The organism is Nitrospina gracilis 3/211 (assembly GCF_000341545.2).
GTDB classification, from domain to species: domain Bacteria; phylum Nitrospinota; class Nitrospinia; order Nitrospinales; family Nitrospinaceae; genus Nitrospina; species Nitrospina gracilis.
The window spans coordinates 1,852,269-1,867,974 of sequence record NZ_HG422173.1 but is presented as its reverse complement, the minus strand read 5'-3'; the positions used below and the strand labels follow the sequence as shown (position 1 = coordinate 1,867,974).

At 55.7% G+C, this 15,706-nt stretch carries 18 protein-coding genes; 8 read left to right on the top strand and 10 right to left on the bottom strand.

Going from position 1 to position 15,706, the window contains the following annotated elements; genetic code table 11:
* Positions 1–5 precede the first annotated feature (5 nt).
* From panC to TX82_RS08880, 4 genes are all read left to right on the top strand, one after another.
* A complete protein-coding gene (gene panC / locus TX82_RS08900) occupies positions 6–872 on the top strand; it encodes a pantoate--beta-alanine ligase (protein ID WP_005009470.1) in 867 nt (288 codons plus the stop codon).
* Positions 854–1,243: an aspartate 1-decarboxylase gene (panD, locus tag TX82_RS08895; RefSeq protein ID WP_005009469.1), complete on the top strand. Its 390-nt coding sequence runs from the start codon at positions 854–856 to the stop codon at positions 1,241–1,243. The genes panC and panD overlap by 19 nt, the downstream gene beginning before the upstream one ends.
* Positions 1,244–1,286: 43 nt before the next feature.
* Entirely contained in the window at positions 1,287–2,024 is a 738-nt protein-coding gene (locus TX82_RS15715) for a tetratricopeptide repeat protein (protein ID WP_187291940.1), read from the top strand.
* Positions 2,025–2,207: 183 nt separating this feature from the next.
* Positions 2,208–2,750: a helix-turn-helix domain-containing protein gene (locus TX82_RS08880; RefSeq protein ID WP_005009464.1), complete on the top strand. Its 543-nt coding sequence runs from the start codon at positions 2,208–2,210 to the stop codon at positions 2,748–2,750.
* A 59-nt stretch (positions 2,751–2,809) separates the two neighbouring features.
* Here the strand turns inward: TX82_RS08880 and mutL are convergent, their stop codons facing one another.
* Positions 2,810–4,741 (bottom strand): DNA mismatch repair endonuclease MutL, encoded by a 1,932-nt coding sequence (mutL, locus tag TX82_RS08875; protein WP_005009463.1) that lies wholly within the window; start codon positions 4,739–4,741, stop codon positions 2,810–2,812.
* Positions 4,742–4,851: 110 nt separating this feature from the next.
* On the opposite strand from mutL, the gene TX82_RS08870 reads away from it, so the two are divergent.
* The gene (locus tag TX82_RS08870) at positions 4,852–5,457 is read left to right on the top strand and encodes a TPR end-of-group domain-containing protein (protein WP_005009462.1); all 606 of its coding nucleotides are present in this window, start codon (positions 4,852–4,854) and stop codon (positions 5,455–5,457) included.
* Positions 5,458–5,490: 33 nt separating this feature from the next.
* Here the strand turns inward: TX82_RS08870 and rnd are convergent, their stop codons facing one another.
* Complete coding sequence (gene rnd / locus TX82_RS08865; RefSeq protein WP_005009461.1) at positions 5,491–6,672, bottom strand: ribonuclease D; 1,182 nt, start codon at positions 6,670–6,672, stop codon at positions 5,491–5,493.
* 156 nt (positions 6,673–6,828) lie between these two features.
* Positions 6,829–7,041 (bottom strand): hypothetical protein, encoded by a 213-nt coding sequence (locus TX82_RS08860; RefSeq protein ID WP_005009460.1) that lies wholly within the window; start codon positions 7,039–7,041, stop codon positions 6,829–6,831.
* A gap of 478 nt (positions 7,042–7,519) precedes the next feature.
* Between TX82_RS08860 and tsaB the strand changes: the two genes are divergently transcribed.
* Positions 7,520–8,203 (top strand): tRNA (adenosine(37)-N6)-threonylcarbamoyltransferase complex dimerization subunit type 1 TsaB, encoded by a 684-nt coding sequence (tsaB, locus tag TX82_RS08855; RefSeq protein WP_005009458.1) that lies wholly within the window; start codon positions 7,520–7,522, stop codon positions 8,201–8,203.
* A 33-nt stretch (positions 8,204–8,236) separates the two neighbouring features.
* Positions 8,237–8,464 (top strand): DUF465 domain-containing protein, encoded by a 228-nt coding sequence (locus TX82_RS08850; RefSeq protein ID WP_005009457.1) that lies wholly within the window; start codon positions 8,237–8,239, stop codon positions 8,462–8,464.
* Positions 8,465–8,477: 13 nt separating this feature from the next.
* Here the strand turns inward: TX82_RS08850 and TX82_RS08845 are convergent, their stop codons facing one another.
* From TX82_RS08845 to TX82_RS08830, 4 genes are all read right to left on the bottom strand, one after another.
* The gene (locus tag TX82_RS08845) at positions 8,478–9,788 is read right to left on the bottom strand and encodes an NAD(P)/FAD-dependent oxidoreductase (RefSeq protein WP_005009455.1); all 1,311 of its coding nucleotides are present in this window, start codon (positions 9,786–9,788) and stop codon (positions 8,478–8,480) included.
* On the bottom strand, positions 9,789–10,508 hold the full coding sequence (locus tag TX82_RS08840) for a methyltransferase domain-containing protein (RefSeq protein WP_005009454.1): 720 nt from the start codon (positions 10,506–10,508) through the stop codon (positions 9,789–9,791). It lies immediately after the preceding gene.
* Between the two features lie 21 nt (positions 10,509–10,529).
* Positions 10,530–10,940 carry an FxsA family protein gene (locus TX82_RS08835; protein WP_005009453.1) on the bottom strand — a complete coding sequence of 137 codons (411 nt, stop codon included), beginning with the start codon at positions 10,938–10,940 and terminating at the stop codon, positions 10,530–10,532.
* A 179-nt stretch (positions 10,941–11,119) separates the two neighbouring features.
* Positions 11,120–11,893: a c-type cytochrome gene (locus tag TX82_RS08830; protein WP_005009452.1), complete on the bottom strand. Its 774-nt coding sequence runs from the start codon at positions 11,891–11,893 to the stop codon at positions 11,120–11,122.
* Positions 11,894–12,023: 130 nt separating this feature from the next.
* Between TX82_RS08830 and TX82_RS08825 the strand changes: the two genes are divergently transcribed.
* Positions 12,024–13,367, top strand: a complete 1,344-nt coding sequence (locus tag TX82_RS08825; protein WP_005009450.1) for a radical SAM/SPASM domain-containing protein — start codon at positions 12,024–12,026, stop codon at positions 13,365–13,367.
* Between the two features lie 93 nt (positions 13,368–13,460).
* Here the strand turns inward: TX82_RS08825 and TX82_RS08820 are convergent, their stop codons facing one another.
* The 3 genes from TX82_RS08820 to TX82_RS08815 form a co-directional block, all read right to left on the bottom strand.
* Positions 13,461–14,144 carry a hypothetical protein gene (locus tag TX82_RS08820; protein ID WP_005009449.1) on the bottom strand — a complete coding sequence of 228 codons (684 nt, stop codon included), beginning with the start codon at positions 14,142–14,144 and terminating at the stop codon, positions 13,461–13,463.
* Entirely contained in the window at positions 14,114–15,079 is a 966-nt protein-coding gene (locus tag TX82_RS16010; RefSeq protein ID WP_005009448.1) for a hypothetical protein, read from the bottom strand. The genes TX82_RS08820 and TX82_RS16010 overlap by 31 nt, the downstream gene beginning before the upstream one ends.
* A 101-nt stretch (positions 15,080–15,180) precedes the next feature.
* Complete coding sequence (locus tag TX82_RS08815) at positions 15,181–15,576, bottom strand: hypothetical protein (RefSeq protein ID WP_005009447.1); 396 nt, start codon at positions 15,574–15,576, stop codon at positions 15,181–15,183.
* Positions 15,577–15,706: the final 130 nt, after the last annotated feature.

The following is a 15,706-nucleotide window of genomic DNA, read 5'->3' as shown; positions in this document are numbered from 1 at the left end:
GCATCATGGAAATCCTTCGCACCATCGCGGACATGAAAGCGTGGTCTCAAAGGGTCCGGAGTACGGGTCGCTCCCTCGGGTTGGTCCCCACCATGGGGGCGCTTCACGAAGGGCACCTCAGTCTGGTCCAACGATCGCTCGCCGGCTCGGATCTCACCGTGGTCAGCATCTTCGTCAACCCGAAGCAGTTTGGTCCCGGCGAAGACCTCGGCACCTACCCGGCCAACTGGGAGGCGGACCGCGACCTGCTGGAGCCTCTGGGAGTGGATGCGGTGTTTTTGCCCACGCGCGATCTCATGTACCCGAAAGGATTCCAAACCACGGTGACCGTCGAGGGCATCACCAACCACCTGTGCGGCAAAAGCCGTCCCGGATTCTTCCAGGGGGTGACCACGGTGGTGTTGAAATTGTTTCATATCGTCCAGCCGCACACGGCTTATTTCGGCGAAAAGGACCGCCAGCAGTTGCACGTCATCCGCAGGATGGTGGAGGACCTGAACCTGGATGTAGAGATTGTGGGATGCCCCATTGTGCGCGATGCCGACGGGCTGGCCAAAAGCTCGCGCAACCAGTATTTGAGTGCGGGCCAGCGTGATACCGCGCTGTCCCTGAACCGCGCGCTGGAGATGGCGAGGGAACGCATCGAAGCGGGGGAAGCCGACGCCGCCCTGCTGCGCCGCGAAATCGAATCCGTGCTTGCTCCGTATGCCGATGCGCGTATCGATTACGTATCGGTCTGCGATGCGGACACGTTTGAGGAGTTGGAAGTCATTCATGACAAGGCCCTGGTGGCCCTGGCGGTGTTCGTCGGGAAAGCCAGGTTGATCGATAACTGTTTGATTGAGAGAGTGCCATGCAAAGAACCATGCTGACCGCGAAGCTCCACCGGGCCACGGTCACCGACCGTGACATCGAGTACGAAGGAAGCATCGAGATCGACGAAAACCTGATGGACGAGGTGGACATCCTGGCCTATGAGCAGGTCCACATTTATAATATCAACAACGGCAACCGCTTTCTGACCTACGTCATCCCCGGGCCCCGCAATTCGGGACGCATTTCCGTCAACGGCGCCGCCGCCCGGATGGTCGAGAGAAATGATCGCATTATAATTGCCGCTTATGGTATGATGAGTGTAAATAAGAGTAATGATTACAAACCCAAAGTTCTTCTGCTGAACGAGTCCAATCAGGTCGTTGAAAGGCAGGGGGCCTTGGCCTTTTCTGAAAAAGCTTTTTCATGACGGAAATTTTCTGGATCGCCTCGCTGATCTTCACCACATACATGTGCATCGACTGCATCAACCGCAAGGAGCACTTCGTCTGGATCATCGTGATGATTGTGCTGATGCCGGTGGGTGCCATTGCGTACTTTTTGCAGTTAAAAACCGCGTTTCCGCACCGTCCGCCAACGGAGCCGAACAGCAAAGCTCGGGCCGGTCGACCTTCTTCCAACCCAGCGCACCGCGCAAGGAACTGGACACGGAAGAGACCCTGCAACTCAAGGAGTTGATCGGCAAATACGACAAGGCTTACCACTACGAAAAGCTCGGCCAGATTTACCTGGAACAGAAGAAATACGACCTGGCTATCGAGCCGTTTCAGGAGGCGGTCAAGCGCGACCCGGAAATGAACGAGGCACGTTACGGGCTCGCCAAATGCTATTACGGCCAGGGCCGTTTCTCTGAAGCCGCCGAGGTGCTGGAGGAACTGGTGGAGATCGACAAGAAGTTCGATTACGGCAACGCCATTTTCGGGCTTGCGGAGTGCTACCGCCTCTCCGGGCAGGAAGACAAGGCCCTCGAAACCTACGAAGCGGTCATCAATTCCTACCATTTCTTCAAGGCGTACTACCACTACGCCAAACTGCTCGACAAACGCGGCAAGAAGCAGGAAGCCATCGATTACATGAAAAGCATCATCGGCTCCTCGAAAGACCTTCCGGACTACAAGCTGGAAAAAGAGCGCCGCTGGATCGACGAAGCCTACAAATTCCTGCGCAAAAACGGCATCGAGCTGGCCTGAGGGTCCCTTCCAGTTTCCGCATCCGTTTTCCTCCATTTGGGAGAGTTTTCATCCCTTCATTTTTTGGGCCGAAACGGGAATGTTTTTTTGAAAAGCCCCCCTTCCTTTTTCTATACTGAAAACAGGATCAACGTACCGACGGGAACCGTTTACCCATCCGGGAATTTTTTCCAAAGAGGTACTATGACGGTTTTATCTGAGAACATGCGAACGATCCGGAAAAGTCTGAAATGCACGCAGATGGCTTTCGCCCAAATCATGGACATTGGCTTCCGAACCTACGTTCGATATGAATCCGGGGAACGCGACGCCCCGGTGGCGGTGCTCATCAAGCTTGCCCGGCTGGCCGATATTTCTCTCGACCGCCTGCTGACCACCCGGGTCAGCGTGCAGGAGTTGACCCGGCCGGACAGCGAACTGCCGCCGGTGAAAGCGGACAACATCGAGGTGGTCGGCGGGTCGCTCAACGAGGGCCGGCTGATGTTCAAGGGCATCAAGGAAGACTTCTACATCACCGCCACACCCAACGAGAAAAAACTGCTCGGCCATTACCGCAAGCTGACTCCACGTTCAAGGGAAAAATGCCTCAAGGAAGTTCAGGACTGGGCGCTCAGCCGCAAACGTGCAGGCAATGGCGCGCAGACCCCTAAAAAAGTGCTGAAAGCCAAGAACACACAGAAGCTCAAAAAAATGGTCAAGTCGATCAAAAAGATCACGGTCAAGTGACCACGGGGCTATTCCGGAACGATAACAGGGCGTCTCCTTTCAACAGGGGGACGCCTTTTTTATTTGCGGTGAAACTGCTTGAGGATGTCTTCGATATCGAAGAGAAGTGCGATGGGGCGCCCATGCGGACAGGTGTAGGGCATCTCGGTCATTTCCAGATCATGCAGCAGTTTCTTGATCTGGTCCAGCTCCATCGGGTGGTTGACCTTGATGGCGTTGCGGCACGACATCATGATGATGACGTCGTCGTACTTGTCCTGCAGGCTGTGCTGGGCTTCGTCCCGGGCCAGCGCCGCGGCGATCTCCCGCACCACGGCTTCGTGGTCGTGGGACTTGAGTATTGCAGGCACCGACCGCAGTAAGAATCCGTTGGTGCCGAACGCTTCCATCTCCAGACCGAGCTTGGCCAACTCCGGCAATTCCTCCACCAGCGCCTGCGCTTCGGCCGGCGCAAACTCGATGGCCAATGGAAACAGCAGGTTCTGAATCTCCACCTTGCGCTCCATCGCCGCCTTCTTGAACCGTTCGTACAGGACGCGCTCGTGGGCAATGTGCTGGTCCACCACCAGCACGCCACGCCGCCCCTGCATGACGATAAACGAGTTGTTGAGCTGACCCAAAGGTTCGAAGTCGGAGTAGATCATATCCGACACCGCACGCGGCTTGGTGCGGAACAAGTCGATCTCCGGCGGAAGTCTGCCGGGTTGCACGGAGTCGTGTCCCCCGCCTTTGCCGTAAAACGATTGGAGTGCCTGACCCATCTCCTGAAACGAATGCGTCTGCTGGTACCGTGGCGGCGGGCCCGCCGGGGCGTGTTCCAGGTTCGGACGCGGCACACTGGCGTAGGTCTCCGCCGACGCTCCGTTAGCCACATGGGGGACTGCGCTTTGACCTGCCGATTCGGAAGGCGCAAGAGGTTTCTGCTCCGGCAGGCCGGATTTTTCGTTTCCGGCCAGCGCTTCCTGGATGGCTTCCATCACAAACCGGTACACCTCGCTCTGGTACGCAAACCGAACCTCGGCTTTCGCCGGATGCACGTTTACGTCAAGGAGGTCCGGGTCCATGGTGAAATACAAAAACAGGACCGGATGCTGGCCACGTGGAAGGAGGTGGCTGTATCCCTTCTGCGTCGCCGACAGGATGACTTTGTCCCGGATGTGACGGTGGTTGATGAAGCTGAACTGATCGTCCCGCTTGGACCGCGTGAGAATCGGGCTCGATATGAAGCCCTCAATCCGGTAGCGTCCCTCTTCTTTTTCCACGCGAAGCAGTTCGCGGGTGAGTTCCGAACCGAACAACTCGGCGATGCGGTACAACACCTGGTCCGTCGGCAGGGTGTTGATCACCGTGCGTCCGTTGTGTGACAGGGAAAACTGAATTCCGGGATGCGCCAGTGCCTGCTGCTGCACCACCTGCGTGATGTACCCCGCCTCGGTTTGGTCACGCCGCAAAAACTTATGTCGCGCCGGCGTGTTGAAAAACAACTGCCGCACCTCCAACGTGGTTCCCTTGGGGCACGCGGTCTCTTTGATCACCGCAGCCTGCCCGCCTTCGACCGTCACCTCCGTCCCGGCCTGCCCTTCCGCATGGCAGGTGGTGAGCCGCACCTTTGCCACAGACGCTATGCTGGGAAGCGCTTCGCCGCGAAACCCCAGGGTGCGGATGGACACCAGGTCCTCCGGCTGGGAGATCTTGCTCGTGGCGTGCCGCGCCAGCGCCAGCCTTGCATCATCCGGATTCATGCCGCACCCGTTGTCGCGGACGGTGATCGATTCCTTGCCCGCACCCTCGACCTCGATGGCGATGCGCGTCGCCCCGGCGTCGATGGCGTTCTCGACCAGTTCCTTGACGACGGAGGCGGGGCGTTCCACCACCTCACCGGCGGCGATCTGGTTGGCAAGACTGTCTGGCAATATCTGGATGGTCATGGCACCGGGTCCCGGTTGGCGGGCAAGCAGTGTGGCGGCCAATGCCGCCTGCGAAGCGGACAACTTCCCGGATTTTAAACCAATCGCGGCCGATTGCAACCCCCGCCGGACTTCACTGAAACCCTGCCCTGTTGGGGATGCAATCGACCCCGCAACTCGGGTATTCTAGGGGTATGAAGATTCCCCCTCATATTGTCCAGCGCTACCTGCCTGTGCTTGTAGTGCTGTTCATGGGACTCGCCTTGTGGAGCGACCAGGCTTCGTTCAACGATCCTTCACCCAAGGAAAACGGCGCGCGCGAAGGCTCCGCCACAAAGACTCCGGGCGGTGCCCAGCCAAGCGGGTTTTCCGAAGGCTCAAAAAACCGTGCCAGCGACGAGACCCGCATGGCCATTCACCACTACAACGAAGGCAACGGATTCCTGAGCCGCGGCGACTGGCAAGAAGCGGTCCGCAATTACAATATGGCTCTTCGCCACGACAAGCACCTGCATCCGGTGTACATCAACCTCAGCACTGCCTACCTGAAGGGCCGGCAATTCGACGCGGCTTTCAAGACACTCAATACCCTGAAGGAGATGGAACCGAAAAGCCCGCACCTGTATTACAACCTCGCCTGCTACCACGCCCTGCAGAACCACACCGACGAAGCACTGGACGCACTCAAGCAATCGGTTCAGCTGGGGTACCGGGAATTCGACGCCATACGGACAGATCCCGACCTCGCGTCCCTGCGCCAGACCGATGCGTTCAAGATGTGGATGAACACGTTGGGGTGAATTTCCGTTGTTAAACGTGAAGGTTTGAAGCGGTCAGGAAGGATTGGGGTTGGGTTGGGGGTTGATGAGGCTCACGCGGCCCTTCTTGTTGATGATGAGCCCCTGTTCCCCTTCCAGAATCATATGCAGATCGCGGCCGATGAGGTGCTTGCGCCAGCCATGAAACAGGGGATGCTCGTCCAGGTTTTCCTCCTGTTCATGAAAGCGCACGAAGGAATGAATCAGTTTACGGTCGGCCAGGATATGGGGTTCGATGCGCAACTCCTCGGAACGGATCTGCACGTAGGCTGCGAGTAATTCCTCAACGCCGCGGGTGGTGGCGTAGCTGGTGCCTTCCGGCAATTCGGGATACTGGTCTTCAGGAATGGAGCGCCCCTTCTGGATCAGTTTGACCAGAGTGTCGCCGTGGTTCTGGATTTCCTTGCCGTTCATGCCACGCAGGTCCTGCAGTTGCCGGGGGGTTTCCGGGCACTGCCGGGCCATCTGCAACAGCGTCTCGTCCCGTATAATGAACTTGGCGAGGCAATCACGGCGCCGCGCTTCCTTTTCCCGCCAGGCCGCGACCTCTCGCAGAACCGCCATCTGTTTCGGCTTGAGGGTACGCACGTTTTTGACGCGCATGAACTGGGTCTGGGGATCGGGAAGTTCGAACTGCTCTGGGTCGGTGAGGGATTTCAACTCTTCCTGCACCCAGTCGAGCCGGTTGAGCTTTTTGAGCTGGGCGACGATCTTCTCGTACACCGGGACCAGGAAACGCACGTCGTCCAGGGCGTACTCGATCTGGTTGGGGCTCAGGGGACGCCGGCACCAGTCGCTGTAAGTTTCATTTTTATGGAGACGTTTGCCGGTAGCACGTTTGACCAGCTTGGCGAATGAAATCTGGGCGCCCCAGCCAATCATGGCCGCCGCGACCTGCGTGTCGAACACGGGTTCGATGACTTCCCCCGCCAGCCGGTAAAGGATCTCCAGATCCTGCTTGCCCGCATGAAACACTTTTAAAATATCACGCCGCTTGAGCAGGTCGATGAGCGGATCGAGGTTGGGAATGGCAATCGGATCGATGGCGGCGCATATGCCATCGCATGCCAATTGCACCAGCCCAAGGCGGTGGAAATAGGTTTTTTCCCGGACAAACTCCGTATCGATGGCGAGTTGGTCGCAATCCTGAAGTTGAGCGATCAGGTCGGCCAACCCGCTTTCGGTGGTCACATACATGGCATCTCGAATTTCTATCCGGGGCCCTCTGGCCCCGGCAGCCTCGGAAAACCCGGCTTCGTAAAGTCCGGTTCCATTTTCATCGAAGCATTGTTTCCAACTGAATGAGGGTATTATAACGGCAGCGAACGTAGAGTGCCATTCAGCTCTTGCTTCTCAATCCACCGAATCGTCCAGCTTGAACACCGAGACCCTGCTTCCTACAGTCTGCGTATTGAGGGATTCCTCCTCCAGTTCCTCAAACTCCACCGTCAGTTTGTGATCTTGCGCCTGGTCGTTCTGTTTCCAGTGGTTGCGGCTGAGTTTGTTGGAAGAAATCACCTTCTTGACATTGCCCTGGGCATCCAGAATCTTGACTTGGTAGAACATGATCGTCCTCCCCTTTGAATGAAATGTTGGTTCCCCATCCCCTCACGACATTCAAAACTAATCATGTAAAAATAATAAATTCAGTTAGTTATAACTAATTCTGCAGTCTGCCTTGTAAATTAACCGTAAGCCGGATTATTGTCAAGAAAATAAACCCAATAAAATCAATAATTAAGGATGTAAAACCTGACCCGGAACCTTTTGTCGATCCGGTTCTGGGCCCCCTGTGGAAACGGTTTGGACGCCGCGTCTTCATTTTTTCCGGCAACGTGAGAGCCGATATATTTTCCGTTTTGGAATCAACCATTTGGCCCGGACCTTCCTCGTAAACCCCCTGATTTATGCTGATTAAGCCATTTTGGGGTGGCGTTGACTTTTGTCCGAGAATGGCCTAAGTTGATGGTGATATGGAATGCCTTTTATGGGCGGACAGAACCATGAAAAGGATTCACCAAAATTACATTGAAGAGGGAGTACGATGAGAATTCTGGCAATCGACTCATCGACCCCGCAATGCAGCGTTGCCCTCCTTCAAGACCAAAACATCCTTCAGGAATTGACCTCACAGGGGAAACCCGCGTTTTCCAACCGGCTTCTGGAGCTGGTGAACCGCGTGTTGACCGACAACAAAGTTCGTCTTGAGGAGGTGGACGGTTTTGCCGTGACCACCGGACCAGGATCGTTCACCGGACTGCGGGTCGGTATCAGCCTGTTGAAAGGGTTTGTGCTGGCGACGGAAAAACCGTTTCTGGGTGTCGGCACCTTCGATGCCCTGGCCGCCACCGTAGAAACGGAAAAGGTGGCCCTTTGTGCCGTGCTCGACGCCCGTAAAAAGGAAGTGTACGCCGCCCGTTTTTCCCGCGGGCGAAACCAGTGGACACGTGACATGGAGGACCGGGTTCTGGCCCCGGAAGCACTGTGCGGTTGTATCGAGCAACCCACCCTGTTCGTCGGCCCCGGTGCGACTGTCTATCAGAATGTATTCCGCGAAAAACTGGGCGACTGTTTTCTTACGGAAGAAACGGCACAGGTCCGGAGCGTCGCCGCCGGTGCGGCCCTGTGGGCGGCAACGCGATTTGAACGCGAGCGCTCTTACGATCTCAACACGTTAAAGATTCAATACATCCGCAAATCCGAGGCCGAACTCAATTACAAAGGTTGACCCACATATAATTTAGAGGAAGGAGACCCACCCATGGACATCGATCCGGAAGTCCTTGAAAAAGCCAAAAGTGAAATCCCTGAATTCAAACCCCTGTTTGATGAACACACCCGTCTGAAACACCAGGTCGAGGAACTCAACAAACGTCCTTACCTGACGCCGGAAGAAGAACTGGAAAAGAAAAAATTTCAGAAACAGAAACTGATCTGCAAGGACAAGTTGGAAAGCATGCTGGAGACACTGGAACCGGAAGCCAGTTGAAGAACAGCGACCGTCACCCCTCCTCCGGGAGGGGACGCTTGTCGAGCGTGGAGTGGCGTGAGAGTTTGATGGACCGCGCGCCGGCAGGCGACCGCACCCATGCTGAGACCAATCTCAACAAAAAGGGGACAGACACCACGCGCCCGGCGGGAATGTAATCGCCGATCACCCCCACCAGCGTCGCCGCCAAAGTCGGGTTCTCGGCGAGCAGGCCCACCACGCTGCGGCAGGGTCCGCGGCGGTAAATCAACTTCTGTAAAATCCGGCTTAACACAAACTTCTTGTGGAACTCCTGCTTCCTTCGAATGGCATACCGTTCCAGCATCCAGCGGGACACATCCCCTCTCTGCAATGCGACATCCAGTGTCGCCGCCGCCAGTTCCGCGCTGCGCAATCCCAGGTAAATGCCCTCGCCGGTGAACGGATCGATGAAACCCATCGCATCGCCCACCAGCACCAACCCGCCGCAGGGCAGCGGTGCGACGTCGAACGCCAGCGAATCCACCGTGCGCACGCCTTCGGCCGGTTCCGCATCCATCAACATCTCACGACGCCGGGCGTTGCCCAAAACCACTTTGCGGTATAGGGCATTGATGTCCTCTCCTTTCACGCGGTCGGCATCGACCACCAGCACCACGTTGACCGTGTCGTCACTTACGGGAGCCATGCCGGTGTAACCCGGACGGCTGACGTGCATGTAGCAGTAGTCGGCGGGAAGCTTCGCGTTTTTCCAGTGCGCCGCCAGGGCCACCTTGCCGCGGCGCAGTCGGGGTCCGCGCTTCAATCCCATCCTGCGGATCGACACCGCGTTCCTGCCGCCCGCATCGACCACCACCCGCGCATGCAACGTGAACGGCTTGTTCTCCGCATCGCGCCCGGTGATGCCGGTGACCACCCCCGCGTCGAACACCAGGTCGTCCACCTGGTGCTCCTGCAAAATCATGATGCCGCGCTCCTGCATTTTCGAAAACAAGATGTGGTCGAACGACAGACGCGACAGCGACAGGCTCGTCATCGCACGCCCTTCATGCGGCGGATAGTCGATGGCAAGCTCCTCGCCTTCGTAGGCAGAGATGGCGACGCCGCGCAACCGGATAGGGTGGGCTGCCTCGATCGCCGACAGCACTCCCAATTTTTCTAGGATGGGGTCGGCGGCGGGGCTGATGAACTCGCCGCACACCTTATCGCGGGGAAAACGCGCCCGCTCGACCACGCACACTTCATACCCTTTGGCCTGCAACAGCAGGGCCGTGGCGGCGCCGGCGGGTCCCGCTCCGATCACGATCGCATCATACGTTTTCGACATCACACTTTCCTCTGTCATTCAGGCAGGCTCCGGTCGTTTGGTTTCCACCAGCGCGATGCGGTACGGAAAGTGCCGGTGAACTTGAAAATCCCGCCAGCCCGCTTTGCGCGCGAGGTCGGCGATCTCCCCCGGCGTGAACGCGTTCATCACCGACACCGGCGCATCGTAGCGCGTCAGCCGATTATTGGTGAGCAGGCGCGTCAGGATGTAGATCGACGCCCACGCCACGCGGCTCCGGTGCAGGTCGTTGACCACCACCCCCCGCTTCGACAACCGCGTGAACTGCTCGAGCAGGGTCACCGCATTCTCTTCCGAGAAATGATGCAACGCGAGGTTGTTGATGACCACGTCGAACGCGCCGTCGGGGAACGGCATGTGCTTCGCGTCGCCCTGCACAAAACGGATTTCCGGATACCGCCGCGTCTCCTCCTGCGCGTAATGCAACATCTTCGCGTTGATGTCCAGCCCCACCACGCGGATGGGACGTTTCATGCGCCTGGCCAGCCGCACCAGTTCGATGGGCTGGTCCGCCGATCCCGTCGCCACGTCGAGCACGGTCAGCGGCTTGCCTTCCGGTTGCGATTCGAGGAACGGGCGCATGTGGTGCAAGAGCACCTTGTAGCCGCTGAGGTACCGGTTCACGCGGCGCACGTCGTTCAAGCTGTCTTTGACTTCCTCGAACGGGGCCTGGTCGAGGTCCAGGAGTTCATCGCGAAGGTTGCGGGGAGGGGCGAACATGCTGGGCGATCGAAACCGGCCTTACCCGGCTTCGGCTTCCTTGAAGAAAAACCACTTCTCACCTTTCGCCAGCTTGCGCTTGAACAGGCCGGCCGCCACGGCGCGGGCGATGAAGCGGGTCTGCGGAATGATGATGAGCAGGCCGAAGAAATCCGTCACCGCGCCGGGCATCAAAAGAAGGTAACTGCCGAAACGCATCACCGCGCCGTTGATCACTTCCTCGGCAGGCATCTCGCGCGACTTCAGGTTCCACTGCATTTTGTCCCACCACTCCTCGCCGTAACCGCGGCCGATCACCACGCCCAGAAGCAGCGTGAACATGACCCACGAGATGGTGTTGATGGTGCTGATCACCCCGGCGAGCCAGGACAGCGAAAACACCTCGACGACAGAGGTAAAAAGCAGAATGACAATGGTGACGGGAAAGCTCACAATATAAACTCCGGTGAACAAAATACCAACAAGACGCGTTGGTCAGGGTTGAGTCTCATTATTATATGCGGCCAGGGTGCGGCCCAAACTGTGCGCTCATTCTAGTACAAGCACGTTGAAAAGGCAAAACAACGGCATGGCCGTCTCACGGCGCAAGCCGTCTCCCGACACGGACCCCTTCACTGCAACGCGGCGAGGAACGCCGCCACGTTTTCCAGTTCGCCTCCGCTCACGAACTGCTCCATGTTCTGTTTGTCCGGATTGTCCGGAGAATGGAATGCTTTGAACGCGGCTTCAAATTTTGTGCGGTCGGACTTTTTCCGATAGTCGAACGCGCTCAACAGGCGCGCGCCCTTGTTGCCGCCCACCCCTTCCAGCGCATGACAGAACAGGCAGTTGTCTGTGAAAAACGAAAACCCCGCCTGCACTTTTTCATCCTGCGGCAGTTTGTTGGCGATCGGCGCGTAGTAATCGGCCAGCTTCACAAACCGGAGCGCGCGGATGTTGGCCGTCATGAACCGTTCCTGCTTCGGCGCGTCCTGCCCGTTGGGCACGATCACCAGCATCGGTTGCAACCAGCCGGGCCGTTTGAATTGCGGATCGATATCCAGCTCCAGCGCCAATTGCAGGTCGTGCTCGCGGATGTCCGCTACTGGAAGCAGGCCCTGGTAGTCGTCGAAACAGTCGAGCAGAACCGCATCGGTGGCCGCGTCGCCGAAGCGTTCGACCAGCCGTGTCATCGACACCACGCGGAAGCGCGAGCCGGTGGTGTCCATTGCCCGGTCGAAGTAGGCGCTCGCCACCCAGCGCGTCTGCATGCCCACGAGGTCGCCCTGCACCACCCCGACGCCCGGCCCCACCCCGCCCGCCGGGGCGCCTTTTCCACAGGCCAGCCCGAACAGGGGAAGCGCGGTAACGGTCAGTATTAAAAGAATTTGGCGGAAATCGCGCATGGGGTTTGCGTATCCCTTCCATTTCAGGAATAATGTGTTAACATTTCAGTTTGCTCCCGGGCCGTAATCGGCGAACCCGCCGCAACCGCCCGGTTTTTGAGCCATTTACCACACGTTTTGCGACTATATCATGGAATCCTCTCAGATCGATTTTTCACCGACGCCCAACAACAGCCCCTACCGGGCTTACTCTATATCCTGGAACATCACCAAACGGTGCAACCTCAATTGCGAGCACTGTTACCTGGACGCCGATTTCCGCGGCGGCTTCCGCGTGGACGAATTGACCACGCAGGAATGCTACAACGTGATCGACCAGATCGCCGAGGTCAACCCCAACGCGTTCCTGATCCTGACCGGCGGCGAGCCCTTGTTGCGTCCGGACATCTACGACATCACCCGCTACGCCGCCGACCGCAAGTTCATGGTCGTGCTCGGCACCAACGGCACCATCATCAACCGCGAGAACGCGCAGAAGATCAAGGACGCGGGCGCGCACGGCGTCGGCATCAGCATCGATTCCATGGACCCTGGCAAGCACGACCAGTTCCGCGGCGTGTCGAAAGCGTGGGAGAAGTCGATGGAGGCGTTCGACATTTTGAACGACGTCGGCGTCGATTTCCTCATCCAGATGTCGGTCTCCGACATGAACTACAAAGAGATCCCGGACGTCATCGCCTACGCCGAGAAGATCGGCGCGGTGGCCTTCAACCTCTACTTCCTCGTGTGCACCGGACGCGGCCAGGGCAACACCGACATCAGCAATGCCGCCTACGAGGAAGCGCTCAAGATCCTGTACCAAGAACAGATGAAGTACAAAGGCCGCCTGATGATCAACTCCAAGTGCGCGCCGCAGTACAAACGCGTCGTGTACGAGAACGATCCCGACTCCGTCTATCAGCGCACCTATGCGGGCGGGTGCCCGGCGGGCACGCATTACAGCCGCATCAGCCCGGAAGGCGACCTCACCCCCTGCCCCTTCATCGCCGAATCCGTGGGCAACCTGAAATCCGACACCTTCCAGAACCTGTGGTACAACGCACCGCTGATGAACCAGCTCCGTGAACGCAAAGGCCTCGACGGCAAATGCGGTTCGTGCGAGTTCTCGGCGATGTGTTCCGGCTGCCGGGCGCGGGCGTTCGCCGAGACCGGCAACTACATGGCGGAAGACCCGTCCTGCGATTACGAACCGGGCCAGCACGGCGGCAAGGCCATCGAGCTGAAAGTCGAAGACACGCTGGGCTTGGAAGTGGAGTACCGTCAGAAATGGACGCCGGAGGCGAAGCAGAGGCTGGAGCGCATCCCCTCTTTTGCTCGCGGCATGGTGGTGCAGGGCATCGAGAAGTTCGCCGCCGAACGCGGCGTGGCCTTGATTGACGAGCACGTCGTGAAGAAGTCGCGCGAGGAGATGATCGAAAAACGCGGCGCCATGTTCCCCTTCCTCAAAAAGTTCATCAACTCCGAGAAGAGCTAGGCGCAAACTTTCGTTTTAGCAAGATTTAAGAGGATTATGTCATCCGGTTATCCAAGTGACTAGGCAACCAACCTATGACAACCTGTTGTGTTTCTAAATCCCAAAAAAATAAATTCTAAGGCAATACCTGTCGTCCTTTTTTGAACCATTGCGCAAATGGCTATCTAAAAATTGCCTCGGAGAGTTTGCTGTTGGATAACGCACAAAATATTGTTCACCCTCTTGGCCCGCACGACTTAGATCAATAGACCCACTAATTTCTAAGTGTAACTCTTTAAGTTTTTCATCAAACTTTTCCTTACCCCCTTGGATTCCCTGTCGCATTGATCGATACTCAATTCCTAAAATTTGCAAGGCCTTACATACCAAATCTAAGTCTTCAAACTTTGCTTTTTTTAAACCCTTTAATGCGCGGGTATGCAGAAATATCCGCCCACTCAAATTTTTATCCACCCAATCTGGTAAGTCTTCATAACTTCCAGGGTAATCCTCTTCTCCAGTATCCTCAAACTTACCTGCCCTTATGGCTTCCTCCAGTTGATTTACCCTCCAAAGTGATGTCTTATACTGCTGAAAGTAAAGGTCTCTCTCTTGTTCAGCTTCAGTAACCAAATCAACATATTCATTTTTCTCATTTTCTAATTCGGAAATCTTTTCATTTAAAGCCTCAAGCTGTTCATCGTAGGTTTGCTTCCAGTCCTCATCCTCAGTAGTCTTTAACTTATCTAATTCAGCTTTTTTTCGTTTTAAATCCAGTAAAAAAGACAACCATTCCAATCTATCCGCTTAGTCGCAGCAAAATGAAAGTTTTTTTCAATCAAGAATTCTGTAAACGCCTTTTCCGCAATATCTCCATTGTGACGCCAGAATAATATTTCTTCTAACTTTCTTCTCGGGTGGAAATAAGGGGGATCTTCATTAAAATCTAAATTTGGGAAATAGGTTTTTACTGCTCCCAAATAAACGGACCAAGGTTTTCCAACAATTCCAGTCCATTTATAACCAATCTCCCAAGGCATTAACACAACATGCGCCAAACCTAAGGCTTGTCTAGCCAGATAATCTGCGTCAAGAACAAATTCTCTAACTTTTGTAACATTAGGCTGGGTTCGGTCAGGTTGAGAAAGAACAATTACTGGCAGACTTCTCTTTTTATTTTCTAAAAAACTTTTGAAACTCAAAAGATCAGACTCGTCTTTTAGTTTCCAGGGACTTTCAGTTATTTTATTTGCTTCTCTAAGACCCAATTCCCTAGCAATATCCCTTACAATTTTAGGACGGGTAAAGCTTATATTTTCTTTTGAGTACTCCAGTGATGCACACGTAACTTTAATCCCCAGTCCAATGGATTCCTTCTTTTTAATCAGTGAAATGTCTGTATGCCATGTTCTTCCAGGCACAGCAGGTTTGTCTTTAAAGGGAGCATCAGGGTGATCAAACCTAAGTGCCCAGAGGTTTAATTCTGGAACTGAAAGGCATTCCACTTGCTGACCAGGTACCTCAATTTTAAAACTATCTCCATTTTTAGCAGTTCCATCAATTGACTGGGATAGCTTGCTTTGTAACCAGTCAATTGCAATCTTAATAGCACTTAAAAAAACAGAATTTGGGTTTCTACCATTTAATGGAATTTCAGCTACAAGCTGAAAGGTTGTTCGAAGACTCGGTTTTCCAAACTTAATCTGTGGGGATCTAAAAGTCGCCTCTGCCATATTTTTGTACCCCCGAAAAATTGAATACTAGTATTTTTTATTTGGTATTTCGATATTTTTAAATAATTTATTACAACATTCAAATCAAAAATACTTATGCGTTAATTTTTAAACTTCAATGTCAATTCCGCCAACCTCAACCCATCCTTCGCTTCCTCGACGTCGGGTTTTTGTTTTAACAATTGTTCAAACTTCGCGAGGGCCTGGGTGAGGGAGGTGGGGTCGCGGTAGGCGAGCAGGCCGCAGGCCTTGGCCAGCTCGTACCACCACTGGGCGTCGGGCGACTCGATCTGCTTTTTCTGTTTGTAGATTTTGACCACGCGGTGGTACAGCGCGCGGGCTTCCTGTTGCAGGGGGTGGACCTCCCCCGCCGTGTCTTCTTCAAAGGTGGGGTCGTTTCCGGTTTGCGCGCGAAGGGAGGGCGCGGCCGGGCCCATCCACAACAGGGCGAGGCCGAGGGCGGCGATGGAATGGAGTCGGCGCGGGTGCAGAGTCACAGCCCCCTCCCACGATGAGTCCCGGCGTGAAATGGTGCGTCACGCGACCGTCCCGAATTTTAGCACAGTCCCGCCAATACGGTTTCACCACAGATGAACAATGATATCTTTCGCTGACGCAATGGAATTC